At 40.8% G+C, this 25,401-nt stretch carries 21 protein-coding genes and 2 tRNA genes; 7 read left to right on the top strand and 16 right to left on the bottom strand.

Going from position 1 to position 25,401, the window contains the following annotated elements; all coding sequences use genetic code 11:
* Nucleotides 1-75: 75 nt before the first annotated feature.
* From AACM45_RS06710 to mutS, 4 genes are all read right to left on the bottom strand, one after another.
* Nucleotides 76-816, bottom strand: a complete 741-nt coding sequence (locus tag AACM45_RS06710) for an AraC family transcriptional regulator (RefSeq protein WP_339141568.1) — start codon at nt 814-816, stop codon at nt 76-78.
* Between the two features lie 628 nt (nt 817-1,444).
* Nucleotides 1,445-1,531, bottom strand: a tRNA-Leu gene (locus AACM45_RS06705).
* A 138-nt stretch (nt 1,532-1,669) separates the two neighbouring features.
* A tRNA-Gly gene (locus AACM45_RS06700) sits at nt 1,670-1,742 on the bottom strand.
* Nucleotides 1,743-1,877: 135 nt separating this feature from the next.
* Complete coding sequence (gene mutS / locus AACM45_RS06695; protein WP_339141567.1) at nt 1,878-4,460, bottom strand: DNA mismatch repair protein MutS; 2,583 nt, start codon at nt 4,458-4,460, stop codon at nt 1,878-1,880.
* Nucleotides 4,461-4,589: 129 nt separating this feature from the next.
* On the opposite strand from mutS, the gene AACM45_RS06690 reads away from it, so the two are divergent.
* A complete protein-coding gene (locus tag AACM45_RS06690; RefSeq protein WP_339141566.1) occupies nt 4,590-5,123 on the top strand; it encodes an RNA methyltransferase in 534 nt (177 codons plus the stop codon).
* A gap of 187 nt (nt 5,124-5,310) precedes the next feature.
* On the opposite strand, the gene folK is transcribed toward AACM45_RS06690, so the two are convergent.
* On the bottom strand, nt 5,311-6,453 hold the full coding sequence (gene folK, locus AACM45_RS06685; protein ID WP_339141565.1) for a 2-amino-4-hydroxy-6-hydroxymethyldihydropteridine diphosphokinase: 1,143 nt from the start codon (nt 6,451-6,453) through the stop codon (nt 5,311-5,313).
* Nucleotides 6,454-6,522: 69 nt separating this feature from the next.
* On the opposite strand from folK, the gene sppA reads away from it, so the two are divergent.
* From sppA to AACM45_RS06670, 3 genes are all read left to right on the top strand, one after another.
* Nucleotides 6,523-8,283: a signal peptide peptidase SppA gene (gene sppA, locus AACM45_RS06680; protein WP_339141564.1), complete on the top strand. Its 1,761-nt coding sequence runs from the start codon at nt 6,523-6,525 to the stop codon at nt 8,281-8,283.
* 50 nt (nt 8,284-8,333) lie between these two features.
* Complete coding sequence (locus tag AACM45_RS06675; protein ID WP_339141563.1) at nt 8,334-9,041, top strand: queuosine precursor transporter; 708 nt, start codon at nt 8,334-8,336, stop codon at nt 9,039-9,041.
* Nucleotides 9,042-9,232: 191 nt separating this feature from the next.
* The gene (locus tag AACM45_RS06670) at nt 9,233-11,929 is read left to right on the top strand and encodes an AsmA-like C-terminal region-containing protein (RefSeq protein ID WP_339141562.1); all 2,697 of its coding nucleotides are present in this window, start codon (nt 9,233-9,235) and stop codon (nt 11,927-11,929) included.
* A gap of 80 nt (nt 11,930-12,009) precedes the next feature.
* On the opposite strand, the gene AACM45_RS06665 is transcribed toward AACM45_RS06670, so the two are convergent.
* From AACM45_RS06665 to AACM45_RS06630, 8 genes are all read right to left on the bottom strand, one after another.
* A complete protein-coding gene (locus AACM45_RS06665; protein WP_339141561.1) occupies nt 12,010-12,621 on the bottom strand; it encodes a MarR family winged helix-turn-helix transcriptional regulator in 612 nt (203 codons plus the stop codon).
* A 58-nt stretch (nt 12,622-12,679) separates the two neighbouring features.
* Nucleotides 12,680-12,943, bottom strand: coding sequence for a DUF2024 family protein (locus tag AACM45_RS06660; RefSeq protein WP_339141560.1), 264 nt, complete (start codon nt 12,941-12,943; stop codon nt 12,680-12,682).
* On the bottom strand, nt 12,940-13,668 hold the full coding sequence (locus AACM45_RS06655) for a hypothetical protein (protein WP_339141559.1): 729 nt from the start codon (nt 13,666-13,668) through the stop codon (nt 12,940-12,942). The genes AACM45_RS06660 and AACM45_RS06655 overlap by 4 nt, the downstream gene beginning before the upstream one ends.
* Before the next feature lie 64 nt (nt 13,669-13,732).
* On the bottom strand, nt 13,733-13,966 hold the full coding sequence (locus tag AACM45_RS06650) for a thioredoxin family protein (RefSeq protein ID WP_339141558.1): 234 nt from the start codon (nt 13,964-13,966) through the stop codon (nt 13,733-13,735).
* Nucleotides 13,967-14,501: 535 nt separating this feature from the next.
* On the bottom strand, nt 14,502-14,789 hold the full coding sequence (locus tag AACM45_RS06645) for a type II toxin-antitoxin system RelE/ParE family toxin (protein WP_339141557.1): 288 nt from the start codon (nt 14,787-14,789) through the stop codon (nt 14,502-14,504).
* Nucleotides 14,782-15,021, bottom strand: a complete 240-nt coding sequence (locus AACM45_RS06640) for a ribbon-helix-helix domain-containing protein (RefSeq protein ID WP_339141556.1) — start codon at nt 15,019-15,021, stop codon at nt 14,782-14,784. The genes AACM45_RS06645 and AACM45_RS06640 overlap by 8 nt, the downstream gene beginning before the upstream one ends.
* Before the next feature lie 199 nt (nt 15,022-15,220).
* Nucleotides 15,221-15,733 (bottom strand): hypothetical protein, encoded by a 513-nt coding sequence (locus AACM45_RS06635; RefSeq protein ID WP_339141555.1) that lies wholly within the window; start codon nt 15,731-15,733, stop codon nt 15,221-15,223.
* A 49-nt stretch (nt 15,734-15,782) separates the two neighbouring features.
* On the bottom strand, nt 15,783-16,577 hold the full coding sequence (locus AACM45_RS06630; RefSeq protein ID WP_339141554.1) for a DUF2797 domain-containing protein: 795 nt from the start codon (nt 16,575-16,577) through the stop codon (nt 15,783-15,785).
* A gap of 125 nt (nt 16,578-16,702) precedes the next feature.
* On the opposite strand from AACM45_RS06630, the gene AACM45_RS06625 reads away from it, so the two are divergent.
* Both AACM45_RS06625 and AACM45_RS06620 read left to right on the top strand, forming a co-directional pair.
* Nucleotides 16,703-18,232: a GH3 auxin-responsive promoter family protein gene (locus AACM45_RS06625; protein WP_339141553.1), complete on the top strand. Its 1,530-nt coding sequence runs from the start codon at nt 16,703-16,705 to the stop codon at nt 18,230-18,232.
* A 207-nt stretch (nt 18,233-18,439) separates the two neighbouring features.
* Complete coding sequence (locus AACM45_RS06620) at nt 18,440-18,979, top strand: hypothetical protein (RefSeq protein WP_339141552.1); 540 nt, start codon at nt 18,440-18,442, stop codon at nt 18,977-18,979.
* Nucleotides 18,980-19,089: 110 nt separating this feature from the next.
* Here the strand turns inward: AACM45_RS06620 and AACM45_RS06615 are convergent, their stop codons facing one another.
* The gene (locus AACM45_RS06615) at nt 19,090-21,927 is read right to left on the bottom strand and encodes a S8 family peptidase (protein WP_339141551.1); all 2,838 of its coding nucleotides are present in this window, start codon (nt 21,925-21,927) and stop codon (nt 19,090-19,092) included.
* Nucleotides 21,928-22,376: 449 nt separating this feature from the next.
* On the opposite strand from AACM45_RS06615, the gene AACM45_RS06610 reads away from it, so the two are divergent.
* Entirely contained in the window at nt 22,377-23,222 is an 846-nt protein-coding gene (locus AACM45_RS06610) for a M57 family metalloprotease (RefSeq protein ID WP_339141550.1), read from the top strand.
* Nucleotides 23,223-23,327: 105 nt separating this feature from the next.
* On the opposite strand, the gene clpX is transcribed toward AACM45_RS06610, so the two are convergent.
* Both clpX and clpP read right to left on the bottom strand, forming a co-directional pair.
* Nucleotides 23,328-24,563, bottom strand: a complete 1,236-nt coding sequence (gene clpX / locus AACM45_RS06605) for an ATP-dependent Clp protease ATP-binding subunit ClpX (protein ID WP_339141548.1) — start codon at nt 24,561-24,563, stop codon at nt 23,328-23,330.
* A gap of 96 nt (nt 24,564-24,659) precedes the next feature.
* Nucleotides 24,660-25,340 carry an ATP-dependent Clp endopeptidase proteolytic subunit ClpP gene (gene clpP / locus AACM45_RS06600; protein WP_339141547.1) on the bottom strand — a complete coding sequence of 227 codons (681 nt, stop codon included), beginning with the start codon at nt 25,338-25,340 and terminating at the stop codon, nt 24,660-24,662.
* Nucleotides 25,341-25,401 lie beyond the last annotated feature (61 nt).

Here is a 25,401-nt window from a genome sequence, read left to right as displayed (position 1 = left end):
ATCTTTTTAATCAAAATTATCATGTTATACTATTGTAGATTTGTCTTTCTAGTTCAAAAGATATGTTTTAGAAGCTCATATTGTTTCTGAAGGATTGTATCCAAAGTGTTGTTTATATGATTTTGAAAAGTGGGCATAATCTTCAAATCCTGATTCTAAATAAATCGATGTAGGTTTTTTCCCTGTGGTTAGAAGTAGCTCTCGGGCATATTCCAAACGCTTTTTTTTTAACCATTTCCCAGGGGTATCATGGAATACTTTTTTGAATTCTCTTTTGAAAGTAGCCAAACTTCTACCAGACAGTTCAGCAAATTCTTCAAGCATCATATTTTTTGTGTAAAAGGTCTCCATTGTTCTGACCAAACTGAGGTTTGAATTATCCGTGAGCTGAAAAAAGAAGTCAAATATATGTCGATTGGTATTGGATAAGTGAAATAGTAGCTCAAAAGTTTTTAACCTTAATACTTCTTCTTCCTTTTTATTAAGCTCGTTAAAATAAGGAAAAAGTGAAACCATAAAGCCATCTAATATAGCAGATTTATCTAGCTTAATCATCGAAGTCTTAGTGGCCTGATGTGACTGGTTTTGAAGACCATAGATTTGAATAAACTCTTTAATGAATTCGCTGTTTATGAAGAAAAGAAGGCTTTCATAATCTTCGCCAATTATTTTCCCCAGCTTTTTAAATTCAAAAAACGCTCCTTTTTTAATCAATACGGATTCTCCACGTTTCAAGTGGATTTCTTTGTTTTCGTTTTTTAAAATAATCTGCCCCGAAATTATGTAGATGAGCTCATGTTCTGATAAATATGCCACATCTTTAAGTATATTTTCATAGAAGCAACTCTCAATTATTGTGCAACCCTGAAAACCTATACTTCTGTGAGCATCTTTAGGTGTGAGTAATTCCCTCGGTAGTATTATCATAACTTATTCCTTCCGCAGCTAAATTCAGTACTTATTGTAGTGTTTCTATTTTCAAGGAAATATAGCGAAATCCCTTCAACAATAAAATGTAATGAGGTTTGCACACTATAACATTTCATTTTTTGCTATAAAGTTGATGAGGTTGAATGTTCCATTGTTGATTTTGGGTTATGCGAAGTGTAAATGATTTTTCATTAGAATGAAGCGACTTTCCAATAATAGTATGTTCTTTAAACTTTCTATAGATAGCGCTGTGTAGTTTTCTGATACTATATAAAAGTCGCGGCCAAAAGGGTTTGGTTCACTTTGTTCCATAAAAAATGCCCTTACTTCGTAAGAGCTTCTCTATTCGTACTCGAGGCGGGAATTAGCTTTGCTGAGTCCCAGTTCGAACATTTTGAGAATGAAAAATCAATCTCTGCAGGATAATTTTTTGTTTTGTACACTATCACGCAACCAAGGTTGGTGCTGTTTCCAAAACAAAAAAACCAAGACAAGGTCTTGGTTTTTCTTTCATTGGTACTCGAGGCGGGACTTGAACCCGCACGGGCAAATGCCCACAGGATTTTAAGTCCGGCGTGTCTACCAATTCCACCACTCGAGCTTGTCTGCCGCAGGCATGACAGGACTTAAATAAAAAAACGCTGCGAGCAGCGTTTTGAGCGAAAAACGGCCCCGAATCTTCGGGGGAACCCTCGACCACATATTTTAAAATGTGACCGTTGCAGTTTTGCGCTTTCTGAGCGAAAAACGGGATTCGAACCCGCGACCTCCACCTTGGCAAGGTGATGCTCTACCAACTGAGCTATTTTCGCATTTTAAGGAACGTACATCAGTTTTCGCTGATGCGGATGCAAATTTAAAACATTTCTTGAAATCTAAAAGAATTTTTGAACGAAAAGATTTTGTTTTTCCTGCTTGGGGTAACGTGTGCCTTTAAGAGCTTTTAGCTACGAACTGGCCTTCTTCTTTTTGGTCAATAACCGTCTAATTTCATTTAATTTCATCAATGCTTCCACCGGGGTCAATGTGTCGATATCCAAATGCAGTATTTCTTCTTTGATTTCTTCCAAAAGGGGATCATCTAAATTGAAAAAACTCAATTGCATTTCATTCTGGGCGACCTGTAACGTATCGGTCAGTTCTTCACTGGAATGTGATTTCTCGAGCTTTTTAAGCATTCTACTGGCCTTTTGTACCACTTGATTTGGCATTCCGGCCATTTTTGCGACATGGATACCGAAACTGTGCTCGCTTCCGCCAGCGACCAACTTTCTTAAAAACAATACATTGTCTTTCAGTTCTTTGACTGAGACATTATAGTTTTTGATACGGCCAAAGGCATTGGTCATTTCATTGAGTTCATGATAATGGGTGGCAAACAAGGTTTTCGCCTTAGCGGGATGTTCGTGTAAGTATTCAGCTATCGCCCAAGCGATTGAAATACCGTCATACGTGCTGGTACCTCGCCCAATTTCATCTAATAAGACCAGGCTGCGCTCTGAGAGGTTATTTAAAATAGATGCCGTTTCGTTCATTTCTACCATAAAGGTTGATTCGCCCATAGAAATATTGTCACTGGCACCAACGCGGGTGAATATCTTATCGACTACCCCAATTTTAGCCGAACCTGCCGGAACAAAACTTCCCATCTGTGCCAGTAATACGATTAAAGCGGTCTGTCGCAATATGGCAGACTTACCACTCATATTGGGCCCAGTGATCATAATGATCTGTTGGCCTTCACGATCCAGAAGCACATCATTGGCAATATAGCTTTCGCCTAGGGGCAATTGTTTTTCAATAACAGGGTGTCGCCCATCTTTGATTTCGAGATGGGTGCCCTCATTCATTTCCGGCAATACGTAATTATGGTCTTTGGCCAATTGGGCAAAACCACAAAGGCAGTCTAACTGTGCAATCAATTGTGCATTTTGCTGTACCTCGGTGATATGCGCCTGCATCCAGACCAATAATTGCTCGAACAATTGTTGTTCCAAATTAAAGATACGCTCTTCGGCACCGAGTATTTTGGCCTCATACTCTTTAAGTTCTTCGGTAATGTAGCGCTCGGCACTTACCAAGGTCTGTTTACGGATCCAAGTTTCGGGTACTTTGTCCTTATGGGTGTTGCGTACTTCAATATAATAACCGAAAACGTTGTTGGAAGCTATTTTTAGTGAAGTGATGCCCGTTGCCTCGGTCTCACGTTGTAGCATCTTGTCCAGGTAATCCTTACCGGAAAAAGCAAGATGGCGCAAGTCATCCAATTCTTTGGAATAGCCACTGGCAATGGTGCTACCCTTTGCGATATTTACAGGGGCTTCTTCATTGACCATCTGCTTGATCTTGTCGCGTAACGTATCGCAAGCGTTTAGATCGGCCCCTAGTTGTTTCAATGCATGGTTCGCGCTTGCTATCGCCAATTGCTTGATGGGTATCACGGCTTCCAAGGAGTTTTTGAGATGGACGACCTCTCTCGGATTGATTTTGCCCGTGGCCACTTTAGAGATCAAACGCTCCAAATCGCCCATTTGCTTGATCCAGTGCTGAACCTTTTGTAAAATGGATTCTTCTTGGTTCAAATAAGCGACCACCTGATGGCGCTGTTCTATTTTTTCCTTGTTTTTGAGCGGAAGGGCCAACCAACGTTTCAATAATCGACCGCCCATAGGCGAAATGGTCTTGTCAATGATCTGAAGCAGGGTGACCGCATTCAAATTGTTTGATTGGTACAATTCTAAATTTCGAATGGTAAAGCGGTCCATCCAAATGTATTCTTCCTCAGCAATACGTTGCAACCTATTGATGTGTTGCAATTGGCGATGTTGGGTTTCTGACAAGTAGTGCAGCACCGCACCGGAGGCAACAATTCCATACTGCAATTGTTGCACGCCAAAACCTTGTAACGTATTCGTTTTGAAATGATTGGTCAGACTCTCATGGGCATAGTCTTCTTGAAAAATCCAATCCTCAAGAAAAAAGGCATGAAGTTGTGTTCCAAAAAAATCTAAAAACTCCTTTTTATGGGTCTTGGAGACCAATACTTCGTTAGGTGCGAAATTTTGTAAAAGTTTATCCATTTGTTCTGAAGAACCTTCAGAAGTAAAGAATTCCCCAGTGGAAATATCCAAGAAAGCGATACCCAGTTTTTTTCGGCCAAAATGGACCGCCGCCAAAAAGTTATTGGTCTTCGCATTCAAAATATCGTCATTAAGTGCCACACCAGGGGTCACCAGTTCCGTAACACCGCGCTTAACGATACTTTTGGTCTGCTTCGGGTCTTCCAATTGGTCGCATATGGCGACCCGTTGCCCCGCCTTTACCAATTTTGGTAAATAGGTGTTCAACGAATGATGCGGAAAGCCGGCAAGTTCCGTTTTGTCACCACCATTGTTTCGGTGGGTCAAAACAATACCAAGAATCTCGGCGGCCTTAATGGCATCTTCCCCAAATGTCTCGTAAAAATCCCCTACACGAAATAGCAACAACGCATCAGGATGTTTGGTCTTGATGGCATTGTACTGTTTCATTAAAGGGGTTACCTTTTTTATTTTTGATGAACTGGCCAAGTCGAGAAAGTTTAATTTTACCGAAAATAGGAAGTAACCTAAAGTTCTTGAAGTATTGTTGATATTTCAAGGCCAAAAGTGGATAAATATATGCGCAAACTTGCCAATAGTGAATTGGAACGCTTGGATATCGAGAGCTTTAAAAAGGCCAAAAAGACACCGGTAACGGTTGTTTTAGATAATATTAGGAGCCTGAACAACATTGGGTCGGTATTCAGAACTGCTGATGCCTTTCTGATTTCGAAAATATACCTGTGCGGTATCACGGCCAAACCCCCACATAAAGATATTCAGAAGACGGCCCTGGGGGCCACGGATAGCGTTACCTGGGAATATCGTGAAAATACGATGGACGTAGTAAAAGAATTACAGATTGGCGGAGTGAAGGTGTTCTCGGTGGAACAGGTAGAAAATGCCATGATGCTACATGATGTGCAAGTTGCATCGCATGATACCTATGCCGTGGTTTTTGGTAATGAGGTGAAGGGAGTATCCCAAGAAGTGGTCTCTGCCAGTGACGGAGTAATCGAAATTCCCCAATTTGGCACAAAACACTCGTTGAACATTTCGGTAAGTGCCGGTGTGGTACTGTGGGATTTTTGGTCGAAACTTCATCGAAAATAGGCGATAATCCCCGAGGTTTTGAGGCTAATGACCTATTTTCAAACTGTCTCTAAATTGGTGTCACAAAAAAGCCCCAGACTTGTGGTCTAGGGCATAACATATAGTTTGAGTTAGTTAGTTTCTGTATTAGCAGGGTGCTAATAAATAAAAACCATTTGTGATATCCAAATATTTTCTAAAAATTATCTTAATGAAGTATTTCGATAAGTTTAGTTTCGATACGGTCGAGAATAGCCTCATAATCTTCTTTTCTCGCTACAAAATCAAGCGTTTCTAGACTGATCAGTAGGGTGGTTTGTTGTGGGTGACCCTTAATGAAATCGAGGTAACCCCTATTTATTTTGTCTAAATAGTCTGCGCTGATATTCTGTTCATAGTCACGCCCCCGTTTTTTGATATTGCTCAAAAGGCGTTCCGTATTTTGGTATAGATAAACATAAATATCGGGCTTTTTCACTTCTTTGTACATGAAGCCAAATACTTTTCTATAGAGTTCGAATTCTTCTTTTTGCAAGGTGATCTTTGCAAAGATGAGCGATTTAAAAATGTCATAATCACTGACCATGAATTTCTTGAACAGATCAAATTGAGAAGTGTCGTCGGTAAATTGTTGGTAGCGATCGGCGAGAAATGACATTTCCAATGGAAAAGCGTAACGTACACGGTCCTCATAAAATTTAGGCAGAAACGGATTGTCGGCAAAGCGTTCTAAAACCAGTTTGGCATTATAATCTGCAGCTATCATTTTGGTCAGGGTGCTTTTTCCTGCCCCGATATTACCCTCAATCGACAGAAATTGCAGTTTTCCGAATAGGGCCTCACGTGAAGGGTAAAGTCTATGGAGGGTTTTTTTTAAAATATTCTTATCCTGACATTCTTGTAATAGGTTTCGAGTGTCTTTTTTTAAAACCGGATGATAATGTTGCGGGGCAATATCGGCCAGTGGTTTCAGTACAAAATTACGTTCCGTCATCCGAGGGTGCGGAATGGTAAGGCTATCGGTCTGTACGACCTCGTCACCATAATACAAAATATCCAAATCGATACTTCTTGAGGCATACCCTTCTTGGGTCCTTTCCCGACCGAAATCTTTTTCCAATGTAGCAATAAGGTTCAATAGTGCTTCTGGCGACAATGCCGTCTTTATGGAAAAACAGGCATTTAAAAAATTCGCGCCATCAAATCCCACGGCCGGATTCTCATAAACAGTGGACACTTTTTGAACGGGACAGCCACTTCTGTGAAGTTGAAAAATCGCTTTTTGAATAGTTAGAAAACGATTGCCGAGATTGCTTCCTATCGATAGGTATGTTGTATTTTCTTTAACCATGATTGGGGGAACAAAGTAAGTAAAACAAAGTGACAATGGTTATCTTTGCAGCTTTATAAAATTAATTCGATGAAGTTTTTACGAAATCTATTGGCCGCAATTCTTGGCTGTTTAATCGCTTTTGGAATCGTGTTCGCCATGTTTTTCATATTTGCCGCTTTGGTCGGTAGCGCTGATGATGGGGTTCGTGTCAAACCAAATTCGGTATTGGAGTTAAGCTTTTCAGAACCCATAAGCGACTATTTGGGCAAGGATGATTCAGACCCTTTTGCGGCACTCTTCGAAGAGGGCCAAGGGCTTGATGAGATTTTGCATGCCATCGAAGTGGCCAAGAACGATTCAAAAATTAAGGGCATCAGTATAAAAACCAGTTTTTTGTTGGCAGGCATGGCCCAGGCCCAAGAACTGAGAAGGGCGTTACAATCTTTTAAAGAGGCGGGCAAATTCGTGTATTCCTACTCTGATTTTTATACCCAAAAAGACTATTATTTGGCCAGTGTGGCCGATGAGCTCTATTTGAATCCGCAGGGCGGTATGGATTTTAAGGGACTTGCCTCTGAGGTTTTGTACTATAAAGAGCTACAAGAAAAATCTGGGGTGAAGATAGAAGTGATTCGTCATGGTAAGTATAAAAGTGCCGTAGAACCTTTTTTGTCAGATACCATGAGTGATGAGAATCGTTCTCAAATAAAAGAACTGATCACCTCGATATGGACCAGTATGCTCGAGGATATCTCGAAGACAAGAAATATTGATGTGGCAAGATTGAACCTTATCGCCGATACTCTTGGTGGGCGTATGCCAAAATATGCAGTGCAATCCGGTCTGGTGGATGGTAATTTGTATTTCGATGAATACGAAGCTGTTTTGCGTGAAAAAATGCAATTGGAAACCGATGCCAAGATCAATTATGTTTCCTTGACCGATTATGCGACGGTCGCCCGTAAAAAAAACCTCAAATCCGGTACCGAAAAGGTTGCCGTAATCTTTGCGCAGGGTGAAATATTATATGGTGAGGGTAATAAAGAATACATTGGTCAAGGTCTTATCAATAGGGCACTGAAAAAAGCTCGGGATAACGATAATGTCAAAGCCATTGTACTGCGTGTTGACTCCCCCGGCGGAAGTGCCTTGGTCTCTGATATCATCTGGCGCGAAATAGAATTGACCAAACAACTGAAACCGGTAGTGGTCTCCTTTGGAAACGTCGCTGCGTCAGGTGGGTACTATATTGCAGCGGGAGCGGACAAGATTTTTGCAGAGCCTACTACGATTACCGGGTCTATCGGTGTTTTCGGTACCATACCCAATATCAACCAACTTGCCGGTGATATAGGGATTAATGCCGAACAGGTAGGGACCAATAAAAATTCTGTGGACTATTCGTTGTTTGAGCCCATGACGGATACGTTTCGAAATCAGGTTTTAGAAGGTATTGAAAGTACCTATGATACTTTTTTAGAACGTGTTGCCTCAGGCAGGAATATGACCGTGGAAGCGGTAAATGAAATTGCCCAAGGTCGTGTTTGGAGTGGGGTAGATGCGCAACGTTTGGGTCTGGTAGATGAACTTGGTAATTTGAATGATGCCATAGCCGCAGCTGCCGAATTAGCTGAGATGGATGATTATGGCATTCGAAAATACCCAAAATATAAGTCTGATTTCGAGCAGTTAATGGATGATTTGGGAGGTGCTAAAGCCAAAATTGGAGCATCTTTAATCAAAGAAGAACTGGGCGAAGAGGTCTATAACACCTTTAAGGAAGTCAAACAGTTGACTAAGAAAAAAGGTATTCAAACTAGAATGCCCTATACGTTGAACATAAAATAATTTTAAGAACCTATTTCGAATAGGATCTTAGTGGTTTTGCCTCTGCTTGCATGACTCAAAAAGATAAAAGATTCGCATTTCAACTGTACCTCTATCTAGGGGCCTTGTTCATCACCTCATTAGTGGTGTCAAACCTGATCTTTCAGAAGTTTTTCCATTGGAGGCCTTTTGGGGAGGTAACCGTTTTTGGTGCGGACCTGTTTGAGATTTCGGTAGGCATCTTGCCGTACCCCATTACCTTTTTGATTACCGACCTTATCTCTGAGATTTTTGGGAAAAAGAAGGCAAACCAAGTGGTCATTGCCGGTATTTTTGCCTCATTCTTTTCATTGGCTATTGTCTACACCGCTGCAGCAGTGCCCGCCACTGATTGGTCACCGGTTACGAATACGATGTTTTCAGAAGTCTTTGGTAATACCATCGTGGCCGTATTCGCCTCAATGATGGCATATCTATTGGCACAATTCGTTGATATTCAGATTTATCATTTTTGGAAACGTTTGACCAATGGTAAATACCTTTGGTTACGGAACAATTTTTCTACTTTCTCCTCACAGTTTATTGACACCTTCACCGTAGTACTCTTACTGTGCTCTTTTGGGGAAATACCATGGAGCCTATTCTATGGTTTGGTCGTCAGCGGCTTTCTTTTTAAAATTTTTATCGCACTGCTCGACACCCCTTTGCTCTATCTTTTCGTATATCTATTGCGAAGAAGATTTAACTTAAAAATAGGAGAAGAAATACACCTAGATTAAGGGTTTTTCGTTTTTTAGGGGCGTATAAGCCCATGGTTGTTCCGTCGTATCAAAATTTTAGATGAAACGAACTAAACTGTATCGGTAATGAGCAAAGTTTTTTGTGTTTAAACGATTATAATGGCCCTAGATTAAAACGTGTCGAAAATCTTCTAAGAAGACGATGAAGTAATTCTGTTTAGAAAAAATATATGAAAAAGAAAATAGTTAAAATATCGGGAATCGTCATTTTACTCTTGATAGGTGTATTGGTCGCGATACCCTTGTTTTTAGAGGGTAAGATTGCCAAGATCATCAAGAATAAAGTCAATCAAAATATCAATGCCACCCTTGATTTTAAAGAGGCAAATCTGAGTTTGCTAAAAAGTTTCCCGGATGCTTATGTCGATTTAAAAGGGATTTCTTTGGTGACCAACGCCCCGTTTGAAGGCGATACCTTATTTTCTTCGGGCGATTTGGTCTTGGAAATGTCCATCAAGGAATTGTTCAAAGGTGCTGACGAACCCATAGCGGTTAAAAGTTTGGTTCTAAATGACACCAAACTTCATATTATGGTGGATGAAAATGAGAATGTTAATTATGATATCGCCAAGGAGGACGATGCAGCTGCCTCGTCTGGGAACACGGCTTCTGATTCGAATTTTACATTTGACTTGAAATCATACGAAATCAATAATGCTGAGGTCGTTTATGATGATTTTGCCACAGGAATGCATTTAGTGGTGGCTGAAATGAACCATTCCGGAACCGGAGATCTCTCATTGATGGATTCTGAACTGCAGACAAAGACCGATGCGCTTGTCTCATTTGAGTTAGACAGCACCCAATACCTGAACAAGAACAAAGTGGCTTTGGATGCGCTTATCGGTATTGATTTAGATGAGAATAAATATTCATTTTTAGAAAATAAGGCCTTGGTCAATCAACTACCATTGGTCTTTGATGGTTTCGTAAAAGTGAATGAGACCGATCAAGAAGTGGACATCAGTTTTAAAACACCGTCTTCTGATTTCAAGAATTTTTTGGCCGTGATACCTGAAGCGTATTCAAAGAATATTGAAACGGTAACGACCACCGGAAATTTTGAGGTCAATGGTCAGTTCAAAGGTGTGGTGAATGAAACCCATATACCTACCTTCAACATAAAAATAAGATCGGAGAACGCATCGTTCAAATATCCTGATTTGCCCAAAACGGTTAAAAACGTTTTTATCGATACTGAAATCAATAATGATACGGGTATCACCGAAGACACCTATGTGAATATCGATAAATTGTCTTTTCAGATTGATGAAGACCGTTTCAATATCAATGCCAAAATTCGCGAATTAATGGGCAACACCAAAGTGAACGCCCATGCCGATGGAAGCATGAACTTGGCCAATATCGCAAAAGCCTATCCGGTGCCAGCAGGCTTGGATTTATCTGGAATGCTGACTGCAGACGTAACTACGGCTTTTGATATGGCCTCTATAGAGCAGCAGCAATACGAAAAGACGAAAACCAGCGGAAAACTAAGCCTTACCAATTTTAAATACCAATCTGAAGAGCTTAAAAATCCGGTGATGGTCAACGACGCAAAGGTCAGTTTTGATCCCAGCACCGTGCAATTGAATACTTTTGATGGCAAGACGGGGCAAACGGATTTCAAGGCCTCCGGAAAAATCAACAATTTATTGGGCTTTTTATTCAACGATGAAAAAGTGGAAGGTAACTTTCAGTTGAATTCCGATACTTTCGTGTTGAACGATTTCATGGTTGGTGAAACGAATGAAGAAGGTAATGCAAATGAAGGGATATCAAATGCCGAACGTATAAAAATACCCTCGTTTTTAGATTGTATCATTGATGCCAAGGCCAATACGGTGGTCTATGATAATATCAACCTGAAAAATGTCGCTGGACGCTTAAAGATACAAGACGAAACGGCTACCTTAGAAAATTTAAGTTCAGAGGTGTTTGAGGGCAAGCTGCGTTTGAACGGCGCGGTATCGACCAAAAGTGAGATCTCCACCTTTGATATGGCTTTGGGCATGCAAGATTTTAAAATAGCCGAGTCTTTTCAAGCATTGGAATTGTTCAAAGTCTTGGCTCCCGTTGCCAATGCTTTGCAGGGTACATTGAATTCAGATGTCAAACTATCGGGAAACTTGAAAAATGACATGACGCCCAACTTGGCCACGTTAACGGGTAATTTAGTGGGTGAGTTATTGGCGACAAAAGTCAATACGGAACAAGCGCCCGTGTTGAACGCATTGAATAACAACTTGCAGTTTATTGACCTGAACGCCCTCGATTTAAAAAACCTGAAAACGGTGCTGTCCTTCGACAACGGAAAAGTTCAGGTAAAACCCTTTGATTTGAAATATAAGGATATCGGTATCAATGTCTCAGGAAGCCATTCTTTTGACAGGCAATTGCAATATCAGGCGACCCTTGACGTACCGGCCAAATATCTAGGGGATGAGGTAACCGGCCTAATTGCTAAAATAGATGATCAAAACATGGAGAATTTGACCATACCGGTAACTGCGAATATCGACGGGGCCTACAACAGCCCAACTGTCAGTACCGACCTCACTTCGGGGGTTTCCAATTTGACCAAAAAATTGGTGGAGATCCAAAAGCAAAAATTATTGAATAAGGGTAAGGACAAAGCGAACGATTTGATAGGTGGCCTGTTGGGAAATAATCAAAAGGATACCACAACATCCGATTCGTCAAAAAGTAATGCTTCCACACTTATAGGTGGCCTTTTGGGAAAGAAAAAGAAAGATTCCCTAAGTATGGATTCCACAGAAAATAAAGATGCGGTCAAAGAAGCTGCAAAAAGTGTTCTAGGGGGATTGTTGGGAAGGAAAAAGAAGAAAAAAGATACGCTGAATTGATGAAAACGGTCAATGGTGTATCTCTCAAGTTGCCTGCAAGATCTTTGGGCGTACTAAAGTGAAAATTAGCCCATCCCTTTTCAAGAACTGGCTTTTGCTTCATATTCAGCACAATCTAACCGAATCTCTTCTTTTAGTAATGTCGTATGCAACAAATTGCAATAATCCGTTCCATTTTCTTTGGTATGGAATTTACATCCGTAACACGTCCTTTGAACACTTAAAATTCCCCTGCGATTCAATTTGAAGATCAATTGGCTCAAAATATCGAACAAACTTTCCAGTTCGGTTTTTGAAAAATCGTCGATTACCTGTTTTAAGGGATCGGAGAAATCATGGGTTTGGGAAACGATTTCGTTTCCTAAATCGGATAATACCATGGAATACCTTCGGCTATCAGATGCGGAGTACTTTTTCATAATAAGGCCCTTCTTATCTAGAATTCGAACAGCGTCACTTACCGTTGGCTTCGTGACGTTGAATTCTTTGGCCAAGTGGCTCACGTTGCACAAGCTTCGTTCGTGAAAGGCTATGAAAATAAGTATTTGAATTTGTATGGGACTTAACCCGACCAATTTGGCCTTATCCCATAGTAGGATTTTAAAGACTTCAGAAACGCGTTCCAATCCTGCAACGATTTTGCTTGAAATGTCCTTTTCTTGCTGCGCTGGGTTAAATGTACTTTTCTCCATATGATAAAAAAGCCTGTCGAAAATGATTCGACAGGCAAAGTTAGTTATCCTAATCAAACTAATCGCAGTTTTCGATTTCTATAATGAAATATCCCATTTTTTCAATGGATGCGATCATAGCTTCGGTGGCCTGTTCAATGTGGCAGGGACGACATTCATTAGCAGTCAATTGACCAGTTTGAAAGGACTTTTTTTTAAGGTAGTCTTTGCCAAAATTAAAAATGGTCCGTTCATCGGTAACGTGACTCGGCACTAGAATGTCAAAATGCATCAAGTTGCCATCGGCTCTCTGAACATAGGTGTCCCAAACGGCTACCTTCATGGGTTCTTTTTTACTTGGTACGGTAATGATAAATTACCACTTGCCACACTAAAAACCCCATAAACCCCGAGTAAGGGTAAGTTATCATCACTGGTATTCACTTTCATGAATGCCGTTACCCCGTCATACTTAAAGTCTATCTTATGGTTCATACGGTAATCGGGCACGACGACTTTTATGGTATTGCCTTTGGTGGTGACCGGAAAACCTGGCGAGTCCATATACATGGGCATTCCCGGATTGGTTGGGGGCAGCACCACGGTACTGTCGGCCTTTTTGAACTGTTTGACCGAAAGGCCACCTGCAACGCGTTTGTCCTCATGAAGAATGACCCAATGGGGATGCCAAATGACCCCATCGTTATCGAATATTTGGTCATTATTTTCGTCCCATAATGGGGTGTCATCGAAATCTGGATGTGATGTGAGCGCAAGTGCGACAATACCCTCTGTTTGATTGAATCCTACGTCGGTAGGTTGTAAATTGGTCGGGAATACATATCCTAAAACCGGTGCGCCATCAAGCTGGCCGACCTTTGTAGGTATGGTTTTTCCCGCTGTTCCGTTGACATTGATCTTCCAAACAGTGATTCCGAGATTCGCCTCGTGGGTGACACTGACCCCATTGATCTTAAAGTCGTCAGTTTCGTAGTCGCTTTGCTGGGCGCATGATACAATGCTGCCCAAAAGTATGGTCGTGGTAAGTACTATTAATTTTAATTTCATTACAAGTTGTTTTTAGTAGTTCATAATAAATTAGTAATCCTAACTATATATAGTGTAAAAAAAATTAGGCTTTTACATCGGCTATGGAGGCTCCGAAATTAAGGTGTAACGTATTGCCATTTGGGGTTACCAATGCGGGTACGGAATTAACCCCAGCCTTTTCTGCTTCGGCTATTCGTTCTCGATCTTCACCAAGATGTACGATTTCAACCTGTTCGGCTCCAATTAAATTTACGATGTCATGTTCGGCACTGATACAAACTGGGCATCCTGCGTGATAAAAGATTGATTTACTCATTTTATTAAATTTTATAAGTGATAGTGCATTATTGCGCAACAAATATAGTAAGGAATCCTAACTAAAAAAACAAAATTGGAATTTTAAGACAAGATTAACTTCTTTGACCCCTTGTAAAAGTGGTCATTCGGTTTTCTTTTTTTTGTATTTATTGTCCGTTGATAGTGGATGGAATGATGTTATGGTTCGCTTTTGCTTTCTTGCAAAGCGATTTTATCCGGAGGGTCCGATTCGGGTTGCATCTTTTTAGGGATTTAAGGTATGGTTGAAGGATACTTCAAAATCTGATGGAGAATCCTATATCCAACTTGGGATGGATTTTGGCGCCAAGTATACATTGCAACGTAGTTTTAGCGATTAAAGCCCGTTACACAATTACCGCTAACGGTAATATGCATGAGTAGTTGTGGACTTTTCCTGCGGAAAATGTCTGCCTGACTTTAAAGATAATTGATTGCGAGAATTTCCATATCGAAATTCCATCCGCAATTAATTATACACCATGTTGGTATCAGTATTTTTACTTACGTTAGGATTAAAGGACGTTTTCCAAGTCCTGTCTCCCGATTATTGCCATAATCTCAACAACTTCCCCATTTATTCTGTAGAAGATGCTGTCCACTCCACAAACACAACGTCGGTAGTCTTTTTTGATATAGTCAACGGATTCAAATGAATATGGACGTTGGGCTATCATGTCGAAATATTCAAAAAAGGTTTCAAAGTATTTGTCCGCTTGGGCAAGTCCAAATTTTGCTGTTCCGTATTGGTGAATCCTAATCAAGTCGTTTTTAGCTTCGTTGCTCAGCCTGTAATCAGCCATTCAGCAATGCTTTGGACTGTTTCAAAATATCGTCCTTTCCATCATTGGTAAATCCGCTCTTTTCAGCTTTTTCCAATTTTGTCCTTATCCAGTCAATTTTGACTTGCTGTTTTCTTGCCTGTCGCACGAGGTCATTGACCAACTCACTTTTACTGGAATACTCTTGATTGTCAACTTGGGATTTCAACCACTCATCATTGGGTTCAGTGAAAGAAATACTTTGTCTAGCCATTGCAAAGTTGTTTGGTGTAAAAATACACCAAAATCGAATCAACTCCAAATTTCTAATATTGTTGCCAATGGTCCCGTATATAAAAAGTACGTCTGTGTTTACGGGCGAAATCTTTCGGCCGAGTTAAGGTTAGGGAATTTCTAAATACAGTCAAAAATAGGCGGATTTTTAAATATTTTGTTATAAATAGTAGTGTTTTTTAAAATTTGATTTGTCTATCTACTCCTCGCCCTCTTAATCTATTTTTTTGTATTTTTTTCATTTCAACAGCATAGTCTATAAACACTTTCCAGTAGTAACTTTCTTTATTAATTCCTTTCCAAAAGTTTTCGCTATCGTAACAAGCAATAGCGAAATATGAAAACATATAATGAGAAATTTCTTTACGGATTAATTTCGAGTTGGTTGCAATCGCAATTTTTTCATAAAATCCGAGAAAATAATATCTATCATCCTTAGGAATCCTAGATAATTCCTCACTATCACCTTCTAAAAGAGATGAAATTCGAGATAATCTTTTTTCAGTTCTCAAGGTTACTTTATATTTTTCGAATAGTTCAGCTCTTTTCTGTTTTCCCTGTATCCTGTACTCCAAAATTGCTTTAATTAAAGTAGCTAAAGCTATTACACCACCAATGGAAGTTAGAATAATGGTCAAAGCATCTTTATTTGTGCTTAGAAAGGATAATATTTCTTTGATTTGTTCTTCCACTATTATTTACAACAATTGTATACAATCAATACTCATATAGTCACAACACCTATCTTATAGTTATCCCTACATAAAGCCCTTCATTGGCACGTACGTTAAAAACTGTGTTGTCTTCAAAAATAAGGTACTGCCCTTTGATGCCCTTTAGTACGCCAGTATAAGATGGGGTTTTGCCCAAATTTAAGCTCTGTATTTTTTCTGGATATTGCAAAACAGGGAATTTCAATTGTGTCTCTGAGTTGGAGGCAATGAAATAGTCCAAGGTCTCTTCGGGGATATACGCTTTAAGTTTGTCGCGCCATGCGACCAGGTCAACATCTTCAAGGTCATTCTTGAGCATTTTCTGCCAGCTGGTCTTATCACTGACATGGGCCTTCAATGCAACTTCGGTGATACCGGCCAAATAGCGGTTGGGTACTTCAACGATTTCAATGGCCTCATGGGCACCTTGATCGATCCATCGGGTAGGTACCTGTGCTTTTCGGGTGACCCCGACCTTGACATTACTACTATTGGCCAAATACACGATATGGGGCTGTAATTGCATTTGCTTTTCAAAGGCCAGATCACGGTCTTCTTGATCCAAGTGTGCCGTACTCAGCTCTGGTTTCATGATCCATTCCCCGGCCATCGGGGTTTCAAAAAAACATGATTTACAAAAACCCTGACGATAAATAGGACGGTCTTTACCACAATTCAAACATTGGAATTTGATGAATTCAATGGTCAAGTTTTTGTTCAGGGCTTGGTTGAAATTGATAAAATCGTTTTCAAACACCAAAAAGTATTGAATGGGATCGCCCATTTCGGTCTTCATTTTACGTAAGACACCTTCGTATAGCATTGTTTTATTTTCTAAATAATGAATTTGTATTTTAGCTATGGATTGGTCTTTAAATCTAAGGCCGGTAATCAAAAAATTACCAGCTCAAAAACCAAATACCATCCCAAAGATTAAATATACCTAAAATGCCGATACCATTATTCAATTCCATCGCTTCTTGGCTACTGAAAAAACGGTATCATCAAATCGAATTGTTTTTAAAGTACCCCTCAGATGTGCAAGAAGAGGTGTTGCAGCAATTGGTGTCTTTTGCTGCCAGCACCGATATGGGCAGACAACATGGTTTCGAAACCATAAGAACCTACAGGGCATTCGCAGATCAGGTACCCATCACCGATTATGAGACCATTGCCCCTATGATCGAGCGGACCAGAAAGGGAGGGCAGAACCTTTTTTGGCCTACACATATCAAATGGTTTGCCAAAAGTAGTGGTACTACCAATGCCAAAAGCAAGTTCATACCGGTCAGCCCAGAAGCCCTGGAAGACTGTCATTACAAATCGGGCAAAGATTTGTTATGCCTTTATCTGAACAACAATGAAAATTCACAGCTCTTTACAGGAAAAAGCCTTCGTTTGGGCGGTAGCAAAGAATTGTATGAGGATAACGGAACCTTCTTTGGTGACCTGTCGGCAATCTTAATCGATAACATGCCCTTGTGGGCGGAATATAGCAGCACCCCTAGTAGTCGGGTTTCCTTAATGAGTGAGTGGGAATCTAAATTGGAGGCCATTATTGAAGAGAGCATAAAAGAAAATGTGACCAGTTTGGCCGGGGTGCCCTCATGGATGTTGGTATTATTGAACAACGTCATGGAAAGAAGCGGAAAGAACCATCTATTCGAAATTTGGGAAAACCTGGAAGTTTATTTCCATGGTGGGGTCAGTTTTGCACCTTATAGAGAACAGTATAAAAAGCTATTGCCCCGTAAACGGTTCAATTATTATGAGACCTACAACGCTTCCGAGGGCTTTTTTGCCATTCAGGATAGGAACAACTCAGAAGATTTGTTGTTGATGTTGGATTATGGAATTTTTTATGAGTTCATCCCTATGGATGCCTATGGTTCAGAGGCAGAAAAGGCCTTTCCCATTTGGGAGGTGAAAAAAGGGGTGAATTATGCCATAGTGATTACCACGAACGCGGGATTATGGCGTTATAAAATTGGGGATACGGTCCGGTTTACATCGTTGAACCCCTACCGTATCAGAATTACCGGTAGAACCAAGCACCATATCAATGCTTTCGGCGAAGAGCTTATAATCGAAAATGCTGAAGAGGCCCTAAAACAGGTCTGTATCAAGACCGGTGCTGAAATCAAAGAGTATACTGCGGCACCCATATTTATGAAGGATGCCGAGAAGGGAGCGCACGAATGGATTGTCGAGTTTCGAAAACCCCCGCAAGATTTGGGCTATTTTACCGAAGTTTTAGACAATGCCTTAAAAGCGCTCAATTCAGATTATGAGGCCAAACGCTATAATAATAGTACCTTACGCATGCCCCAAGTTCACGTTGCACGTGAAAATCTTTTCTACGATTGGTTGAAAACAAAAAATAAACTGGGGGGTCAGCACAAAATACCAAGGTTGTCTAATGATAGAAGGTATTTGGAAGAATTATTGGCCATGGGCGTTATGGTAAAGCAATTGTGATATCCAAACCCTTTCAAGTACTTCATAAATAGTCGTTGAGCCTAATTCCTTCGATTTACGAAAACGTTTTCGTAAATTTGTGCCACTCATCGAACAAAAACTAAAATTGAACCAATAAATAATGAATTCTACCGTTAAAGACAGAAGTTTGGTTTCAAATAGTTCCCGACTCTTAGTAAATAATTAAATACCTAACCGATTGAAGTTATGGCAGAAAAGCTACTTGTTATCTCAGACATGTGGGGCGTAAAGAAAGGCCTTTGGATTACCTCGTATTTTGGATATTTACAGCAGTATTACGACATTCAATTCTATGACTGTCAACAGTTGGGGAACATTGATGAATTGGTGAATACGAAAGAAAATTTGCATAAGGCTTTTGTTGAGGGTGGTATTGATACCGCGGTCGCACATTTATTGAAGAAAGAAACCGCACCTTGTCACGTATTGGCATTTAGTACGGGTGGCACCATTGCCTGGAAAGCGGGCTTGAAAGGCTTGCCAATGAAATCACTTACCGCAGTTTCGGCAACGCGGGTCCGTTTTGAGACCGAACGCCCAGATTGTACCCTTGATTTGATTTATGGGGAATGCGATGAGTTTAAACCAGGGATGAAATGGGCCAAGCAGATTGGTGCTGATTTAAACGTTATTCCGAATTTCGGGCATGAACTCTATTCTGACGAGAAGATAATCTCAGAAGTTTGCATGAACTTATTGAACAAAGTGATCAAAAAAGCCGTTTGATGATATAATCATCAGTGCCCTGTGGCATATCATCATTCTCCAATCTGACGATATGAGCCCAAAAAAGTGTCAAGACGGTAAATGATTTAGGTATTGAAATTGTGTTCTAGTTATCTTTTGTAGACCAACTTACTTAAGTTGGCGCCTCCTGAGGCAAAAAGCCGTAATATATAGACGCCTGGCCTTAAGGTCTCTAATGGAACGAACTGCTGTGATTCGGTAATCGTTCTTTGAAGTATCAGTTTGCCGTCAATTCCATATAACCCCAATTGCACTTCTTGGTTCGAAAAGTCACCCGTATACACCGTTATGCCATTTTCGATAGGGTTTGGCAGGGTAATAAATGGGGTAGAGGTGAGAAATATAAGGTCCGTTTCTTCTGAAACATAAGAACGGCCATCACGGAGCATCACACGCACACGATATTGATTAAGGCCCTGCTCGGGCTCGGTATCCAAAAAAATCGGGGTTAGTGTGGTTACTCCGGTAAGTTCATCGATAGTGGTAAACACCCCTTCTGTCTTTCGTTCTATATTTACCGAAACGACGTCATGAAGGCTCGAAAGGGAAATGGATAGCAGTCCACCCACCCCATCTTCAGAAGGTGTGGCAATGACCACGGTTTGATAACATCCAGCCTCAAAGGCCCTATAATCGATGGTTTGCGCGCGAACCCCTTCACGTCCCGTATCCAATAAGGGCGTTACGGCAAAATAAGGGGAAGTTATCACTGATTTATCGGTGATATATGTAGTGTCGCTTACCATAGCTATCGGCTGCATACTGGTATCCTCTAAGTTATAGACCGTATATGCTGAGACCCCAGGTTGTGGGTTCCAATTTAGTTCGATGGTATCTTCACAATCAAGCGACGTTTTCGTGGCAGTGGTCTGTGAGATGACAAAGGGATCGGATAAAAAAGCGGTTCCTGCGATATCCATTTTTAAGATTCCGGTTCCCGTGACATCTTCTGGTGCAGGCCAGAGATAAAACCCATCTTTTAACGCGACATTTTCTGAAATGATCTGCCAAGTATCGCCAAGGTCATAGCTAATGGAAAGGCTTCCCTCATTTTGATCAAAACTGCTGTCCCATCGAAAATAGCTCGCCGTTTCCCCATCATAGGGAAAATTGTCATTGGCGAGGGGATAGCTCCAACGAAAACTATCCGTAAGCTGCCAATTGTAGGCAATGGAAAATTCTTGGGTGTTGGACCTAAGATCAAAATCGTCGACCTGTAAGACCAAAATGCCCTCGGGAGGATTCTCGACCAAGACCTGTTCGACATTGTTCAAGCGATCCATTCCTTTTTGTGCTGGAGCTTCTAGGGCAGTGCTGTTCGGGGTGGTATCTAAGACCCAAGGAAGATGTTCGCTTCCTCCAGGATCGATTACCCGAAGGTCAAGGTCGTTTACCAGTGCTTTGTTACTATTGATTTCGGCCGGGGGATCGGTCCATACCAAGGTTGCTTGAAATGTTTTCACATTAGGGGGAAGGGGTATTTCAAAGGTTTTGGTCTGGCCTTGAGCGATAGTATCAGTTAGAAATTGTCCATTTTTTAGACTTTGTACGGCTTTAAGGGCATTGATAGATCCATAGCCTGAGCGATAATCGGGACCTTGACTGGACACATCGTCTGCAGTGTTGATCAAAAGTGCTTTTAAAAGTGCTGCCGATGCATTGGTTCTGTAGGTTTCTTGATAGGCCTGCAGCAGCAAGGTGGCTATGCCAGAAGTTAGGGCCGTTGCATTAGAGGTGCCGACAATGCTGTATCCTATCAATTCTGGTTTGATTCTTCCGTCATAGGTAGGTCCTCTTGAGGAAAATTCCTGTACCTTTTTTTCCTCATCCATAGCTCCAACGACCAAGGTATTCTTGGCCATTTTGAAATTTCCCGTAAGATTACCGTATGTCGCAATATTTGCATAGGGGCCATCTGTCGGGGTCTGTTCACCTGCATTGCCCGATGAAAAAATATGGAGCTCTTCGGTATTGTCGGCAATTTGCGCATCATAGGCCTCGGCGAGGGTGCCGTAAAAGTTCTCACTGATGGTACCGTAAGAATGGTTTTGGATGAAAACTTGTAGGTCGGATAGATTTGAGGCACCATCTGGGGATAAGTTTAGAAAATCGGAACTCTGTAGCTGAGCTGCCGGAGCAATCCCCTTACTCTTTATGGAGGAGTTTCCGAGGCCGGCGATAATGGTGGCCATATCGGTTGCATGATTGTCCTCGATGTTGGGCAGCAGCGGAGAACCAATCAACTTTCCCAATAAATCAATATCGCTTTCTCGAAATTTATTGTCCTTGACGGAGATAGCAATGCCAGTACCATTAAGTTCCGGATACGCAGTGTAAATAGGATTGACGGTGTTTATGGACGGATTTAGGTCAAGAACGACACCTTCTTGCACAGGTACCGTTGCCTCAAGGCCTAAATACCGCACTTCAGCCCTAGCCAACAATTGATTTTTAAATTTTGAAAGTTCTCCCGTAAAGTAGATGGTATTCTGCGCCGATCGGATAATCTCTACATCGTGCAGGGATTGCAGAAATTGAAGTGTTTGCGATGGATGTGACGAGTGTACAGCGAAGGACGATTTTTCCTTTACTGTGTTGGTCAATAGCTTTTCGGCGAGTTTCCACTGGTCATTGGCCCTAACCATTTTCATTTTCCTTACTGTGTCTATGGCCGAAACCGTAGTGGCTATGATGGCATGGTAGTCATCCAATAGCCGAAGTAATTCAATATTCTTTTTGTGTAGATCGCTACGTTTAAAAGGTTGGTCAAAACGAACCAGAAAGGCTTCATTGGCAGGCCTTTTTTGCAATTGGTCATGCGCCCCTGATTCCGCCAGCGCATAAATACCCCATTTTTTATCAAATTCCACCTGTGCGATGAGCAGCTGCGCGAACAATAGAAAAAAAAAGGACAACGGCTTTCGCATTGCAGTAGGGTTTCTATTTGAATAGTATTGATTTCAAGGTATCTGATCGGTAACCGTTCCTTTTAAGAAGGGATGTATTGCCCACCCCTTACTTCTTGTTCATCAAAAAAAACCTCACCAAATTTTCAATAGAAAAAGAAGGGTCATGGTATTTTTTCGAAATATCGAACTGTACTGATTTAAAATGCATTATCATAAAAGTATTTTATTTCGAATGAAACCCCATTGTGTTCCTCATTTTTTCGACGAAAAACACTTATTTTTTTCGTGGGAATTTTAAGTGAATACCTTCTTTTTGTCTTTTTTCAAAATATAAAAAAGCGTGCATTTCGTCGAATTTTTCTTACAACAGTGTTTTTTGTCGGTAAAAGTTGATACTTTAACGATGATGAAATTTAGTGCACAAAATTCCATTACTATTAATTAATTAACACAAACAATAAAAAAGAATGAAAAATTTACGAAATTTTATGAAATTATTTGCGGTTTCCTCATTGCTTCTGACCACTTCGTGTGAAACGGAGGACTTGGCAACGGAAACGGCCACCCCCGAGACCGTAAGCAATGATTTGAAGGTAAAATTAGATGGGTTTTTTCTAAATGCCGATGCTGCGGAACCTTTTGTAAACCAATATCCTGATGGTAGTTCGCAAGAGGGTATTTTGGTTGAGGATTTGTTTTTTAGCACGGAGCAGATACAAGCCATGGATGATCTTAAAGGTGGAGATGTTGAGATTTGGAGTGAGCAATACCGAACCAATAATTTGGTAAGTCAACCAAGAACCATTAGTGTTATAGGATACACTGGTGGTCAGTTTGCCCTTAGTAGTAGGGGTAGAACAGGTCTACAGTGGGCCATAAATAATTACAATAGATTGAACCTTGATATTCAATTCAGTCTTCGTTTTGCCGCATCGACCAATGCCGATATGGTCATTTATGATAATTCGGTGAATAATCCAGGTCGCTCTGGGGGATCTGCCGGTTTTCCCTCCGGCGGCAATCCGAATAAGTTTATCCAAATTTATGGCTTGGCCAATAGCTCCAATAATGTGAACGAACATGTGATTACCCACGAGATGGGTCACTCCATAGGCTTCCGTCATACCGATTATTTCAGTCGTCAAAGCTGTGGTGATAACGTAAATGAAGGTTCAGCGGGTGTGGGTGCGATTCAAATACCTGGAACGCCATCTGGTTTTGACCCGAATTCCATCATGCTGGCCTGTTTTAACAATAATGTCAATGGCGAGTTCAACAACAATGATATCACGGCATTGCGCTTTCTTTATTAAGGTAATGTCATAAATTCAGGAAATGGAAAGGGACCTGAAATGGTCCCTTTCTTATATCATAACCGTCCATCGTGCTATATTGGAACGGAAACAAAGCGATTTTTATTACGAGACCGCTTTTAACTTTTTGATGGTTTCATAAGATAATTTATCTTCTGCATATGCCTTAGAAACCTTGAATTCTTTATCCTCACTACTTGGTAAGGTAAACATGGCATCGGTAAAGATGGCCTCACACAAAGATCGCAGCCCCCTGGCCCCAAGCTTGTATTCGACAGCTTTATCCACGATATAGTTCAATGCCTGATCCGTAATGCTGAACGTAATATCATCCATGGCAAACAGTTTTTCATATTGTTTGATGATGGCATTTTTTGGTTCGGTAAGAATGGCGCGAAGCGTTTTTCTATCCAACGGATTCATATGGGTAAGCACTGGAAGCCTACCGATAATCTCAGGAATCAAACCAAATTCTTTTAAATCCTTAGGGATGATGTATTGTAGGATATTTTCATTATCAAGGCGATCTTCAGCTTTTGAGGCACTATACCCCACGGCTTGCATGTTCAATCTTTTGGTTATCATCCTCTCAATACCATCAAAGGCCCCACCGGCCACAAAAAGGATATTTTCGGTATTGACCTCTATGAACTTTTGATCGGGATGTTTTCTACCCCCCTTCGGTGGTACGTTGACTACCGTGCCTTCCAAAAGTTTTAAAAGCCCTTGTTGTACCCCTTCTCCTGAAACATCCCTTGTAATGGAAGGGTTGTCACTTTTGCGGGCTATCTTATCGATTTCATCTATAAAAACGATACCCCTTTCCGCTTTTTCGAGATTGTAATCCGCGGCCTGAAGTAATCTGGTCAAAATACTTTCCACATCTTCACCTACATAGCCGGCTTCAGTCAATACTGTGGCATCGACAATGGCCAACGGTACGTTGAGCATTCGTGCGATGGTTTTCGCCATCAAGGTTTTTCCTGTACCGGTCTGCCCGACCATGATGATATTACTTTTTTGGATCTCTATATCATCATCTTTGCCCTTAACCTGCAAAAGTCTTTTGTAATGGTTATAGACGGCTACCGAGAGTACTTTCTTGGTTCGCTCTTGACCTATGATAAACGTATCCAGAAAATCTTTTATTTCCAACGGTTTTTTCAAGACCAATTCTGAAGAAAGATCGTTACTTTTTGATTGCTTCGATTCTTCGGCAACGATGCTGTGCGCCTGTTCTATACAACGGTCACAAATATGTGCATCCAAACCCGCTATCAAAAGATTGGTCTCTGGCTTTTTTCTTCCGCAAAAGGAACATTCTAAATTTTCTTTGGCCATAAAAGCTTTTAAATTTCTTCAATATACAAACGGAAAAAAAGAACTTTTCTTTTTAAAGCAACAAGATTATCGTTTCTCCCCCTTGGTTAGACGTAGCTAAGGGCGATCCCTTACCAAGATTTCATCAATCATGCCGTATTCTTTGGCTTCTTGGGCTTTCATCCAATAATCGCGATCACTATCATCATGAACTTTGTCAAAAGTCTGTCCAGAATGATTGGCAATAATGGCATAAAGCTCTTCTTTCAGTTTTAAAATTTCCTTAGCAGTGATTTCAATATCGCTAGCTTGTCCTTGCGCACCCCCCATAGGCTGGTGAATCATGACCCGTGAATGGGTCAGACCGCTTCGCTTGCCCTTTTGGCCGGCACATAATAGTACGGCACCCATTGATGCCGCCATTCCTGTACAGATGGTCGCAACATCGGGTTTAATGAACTGCATCGTATCATAAATACCCAAACCTGCATAAACACTTCCACCAGGTGAATTGATGTAGATTGAAATATCTTTTGAAGCATCGGTACTTTCTAAAAATAGCAATTGGGCCTGCACGATATTCGCTACTTGATCATTGATACCGGTACCTAAAAAAATGATGCGATCCATCATCAATCTAGAGAACACATCGAACACGGCGATGTTCATCTGTCGTTCTTCAATGATATTGGGGGTCAAATTAACAGGGTACATACTACTTACGATTTGGTCGTAGTACATACTATTGATACCTTGATGCTGAGTGGCGTATTTTTTAAACTCTTTTCCGTAATCCATAGGATTTTTTAGCTGTTTTTTTAAACAAAAAAGGTTCTGGAATTCGAAATTCCAGAACCGT

It is taken from the genome of Croceitalea sp. MTPC5 (assembly GCF_036985505.1).
GTDB lineage: Bacteria > Bacteroidota > Bacteroidia > Flavobacteriales > Flavobacteriaceae > Croceitalea.
Note: the sequence above shows the minus strand (reverse complement) of the source record. Positions and strands in the feature narration are given on the sequence as shown.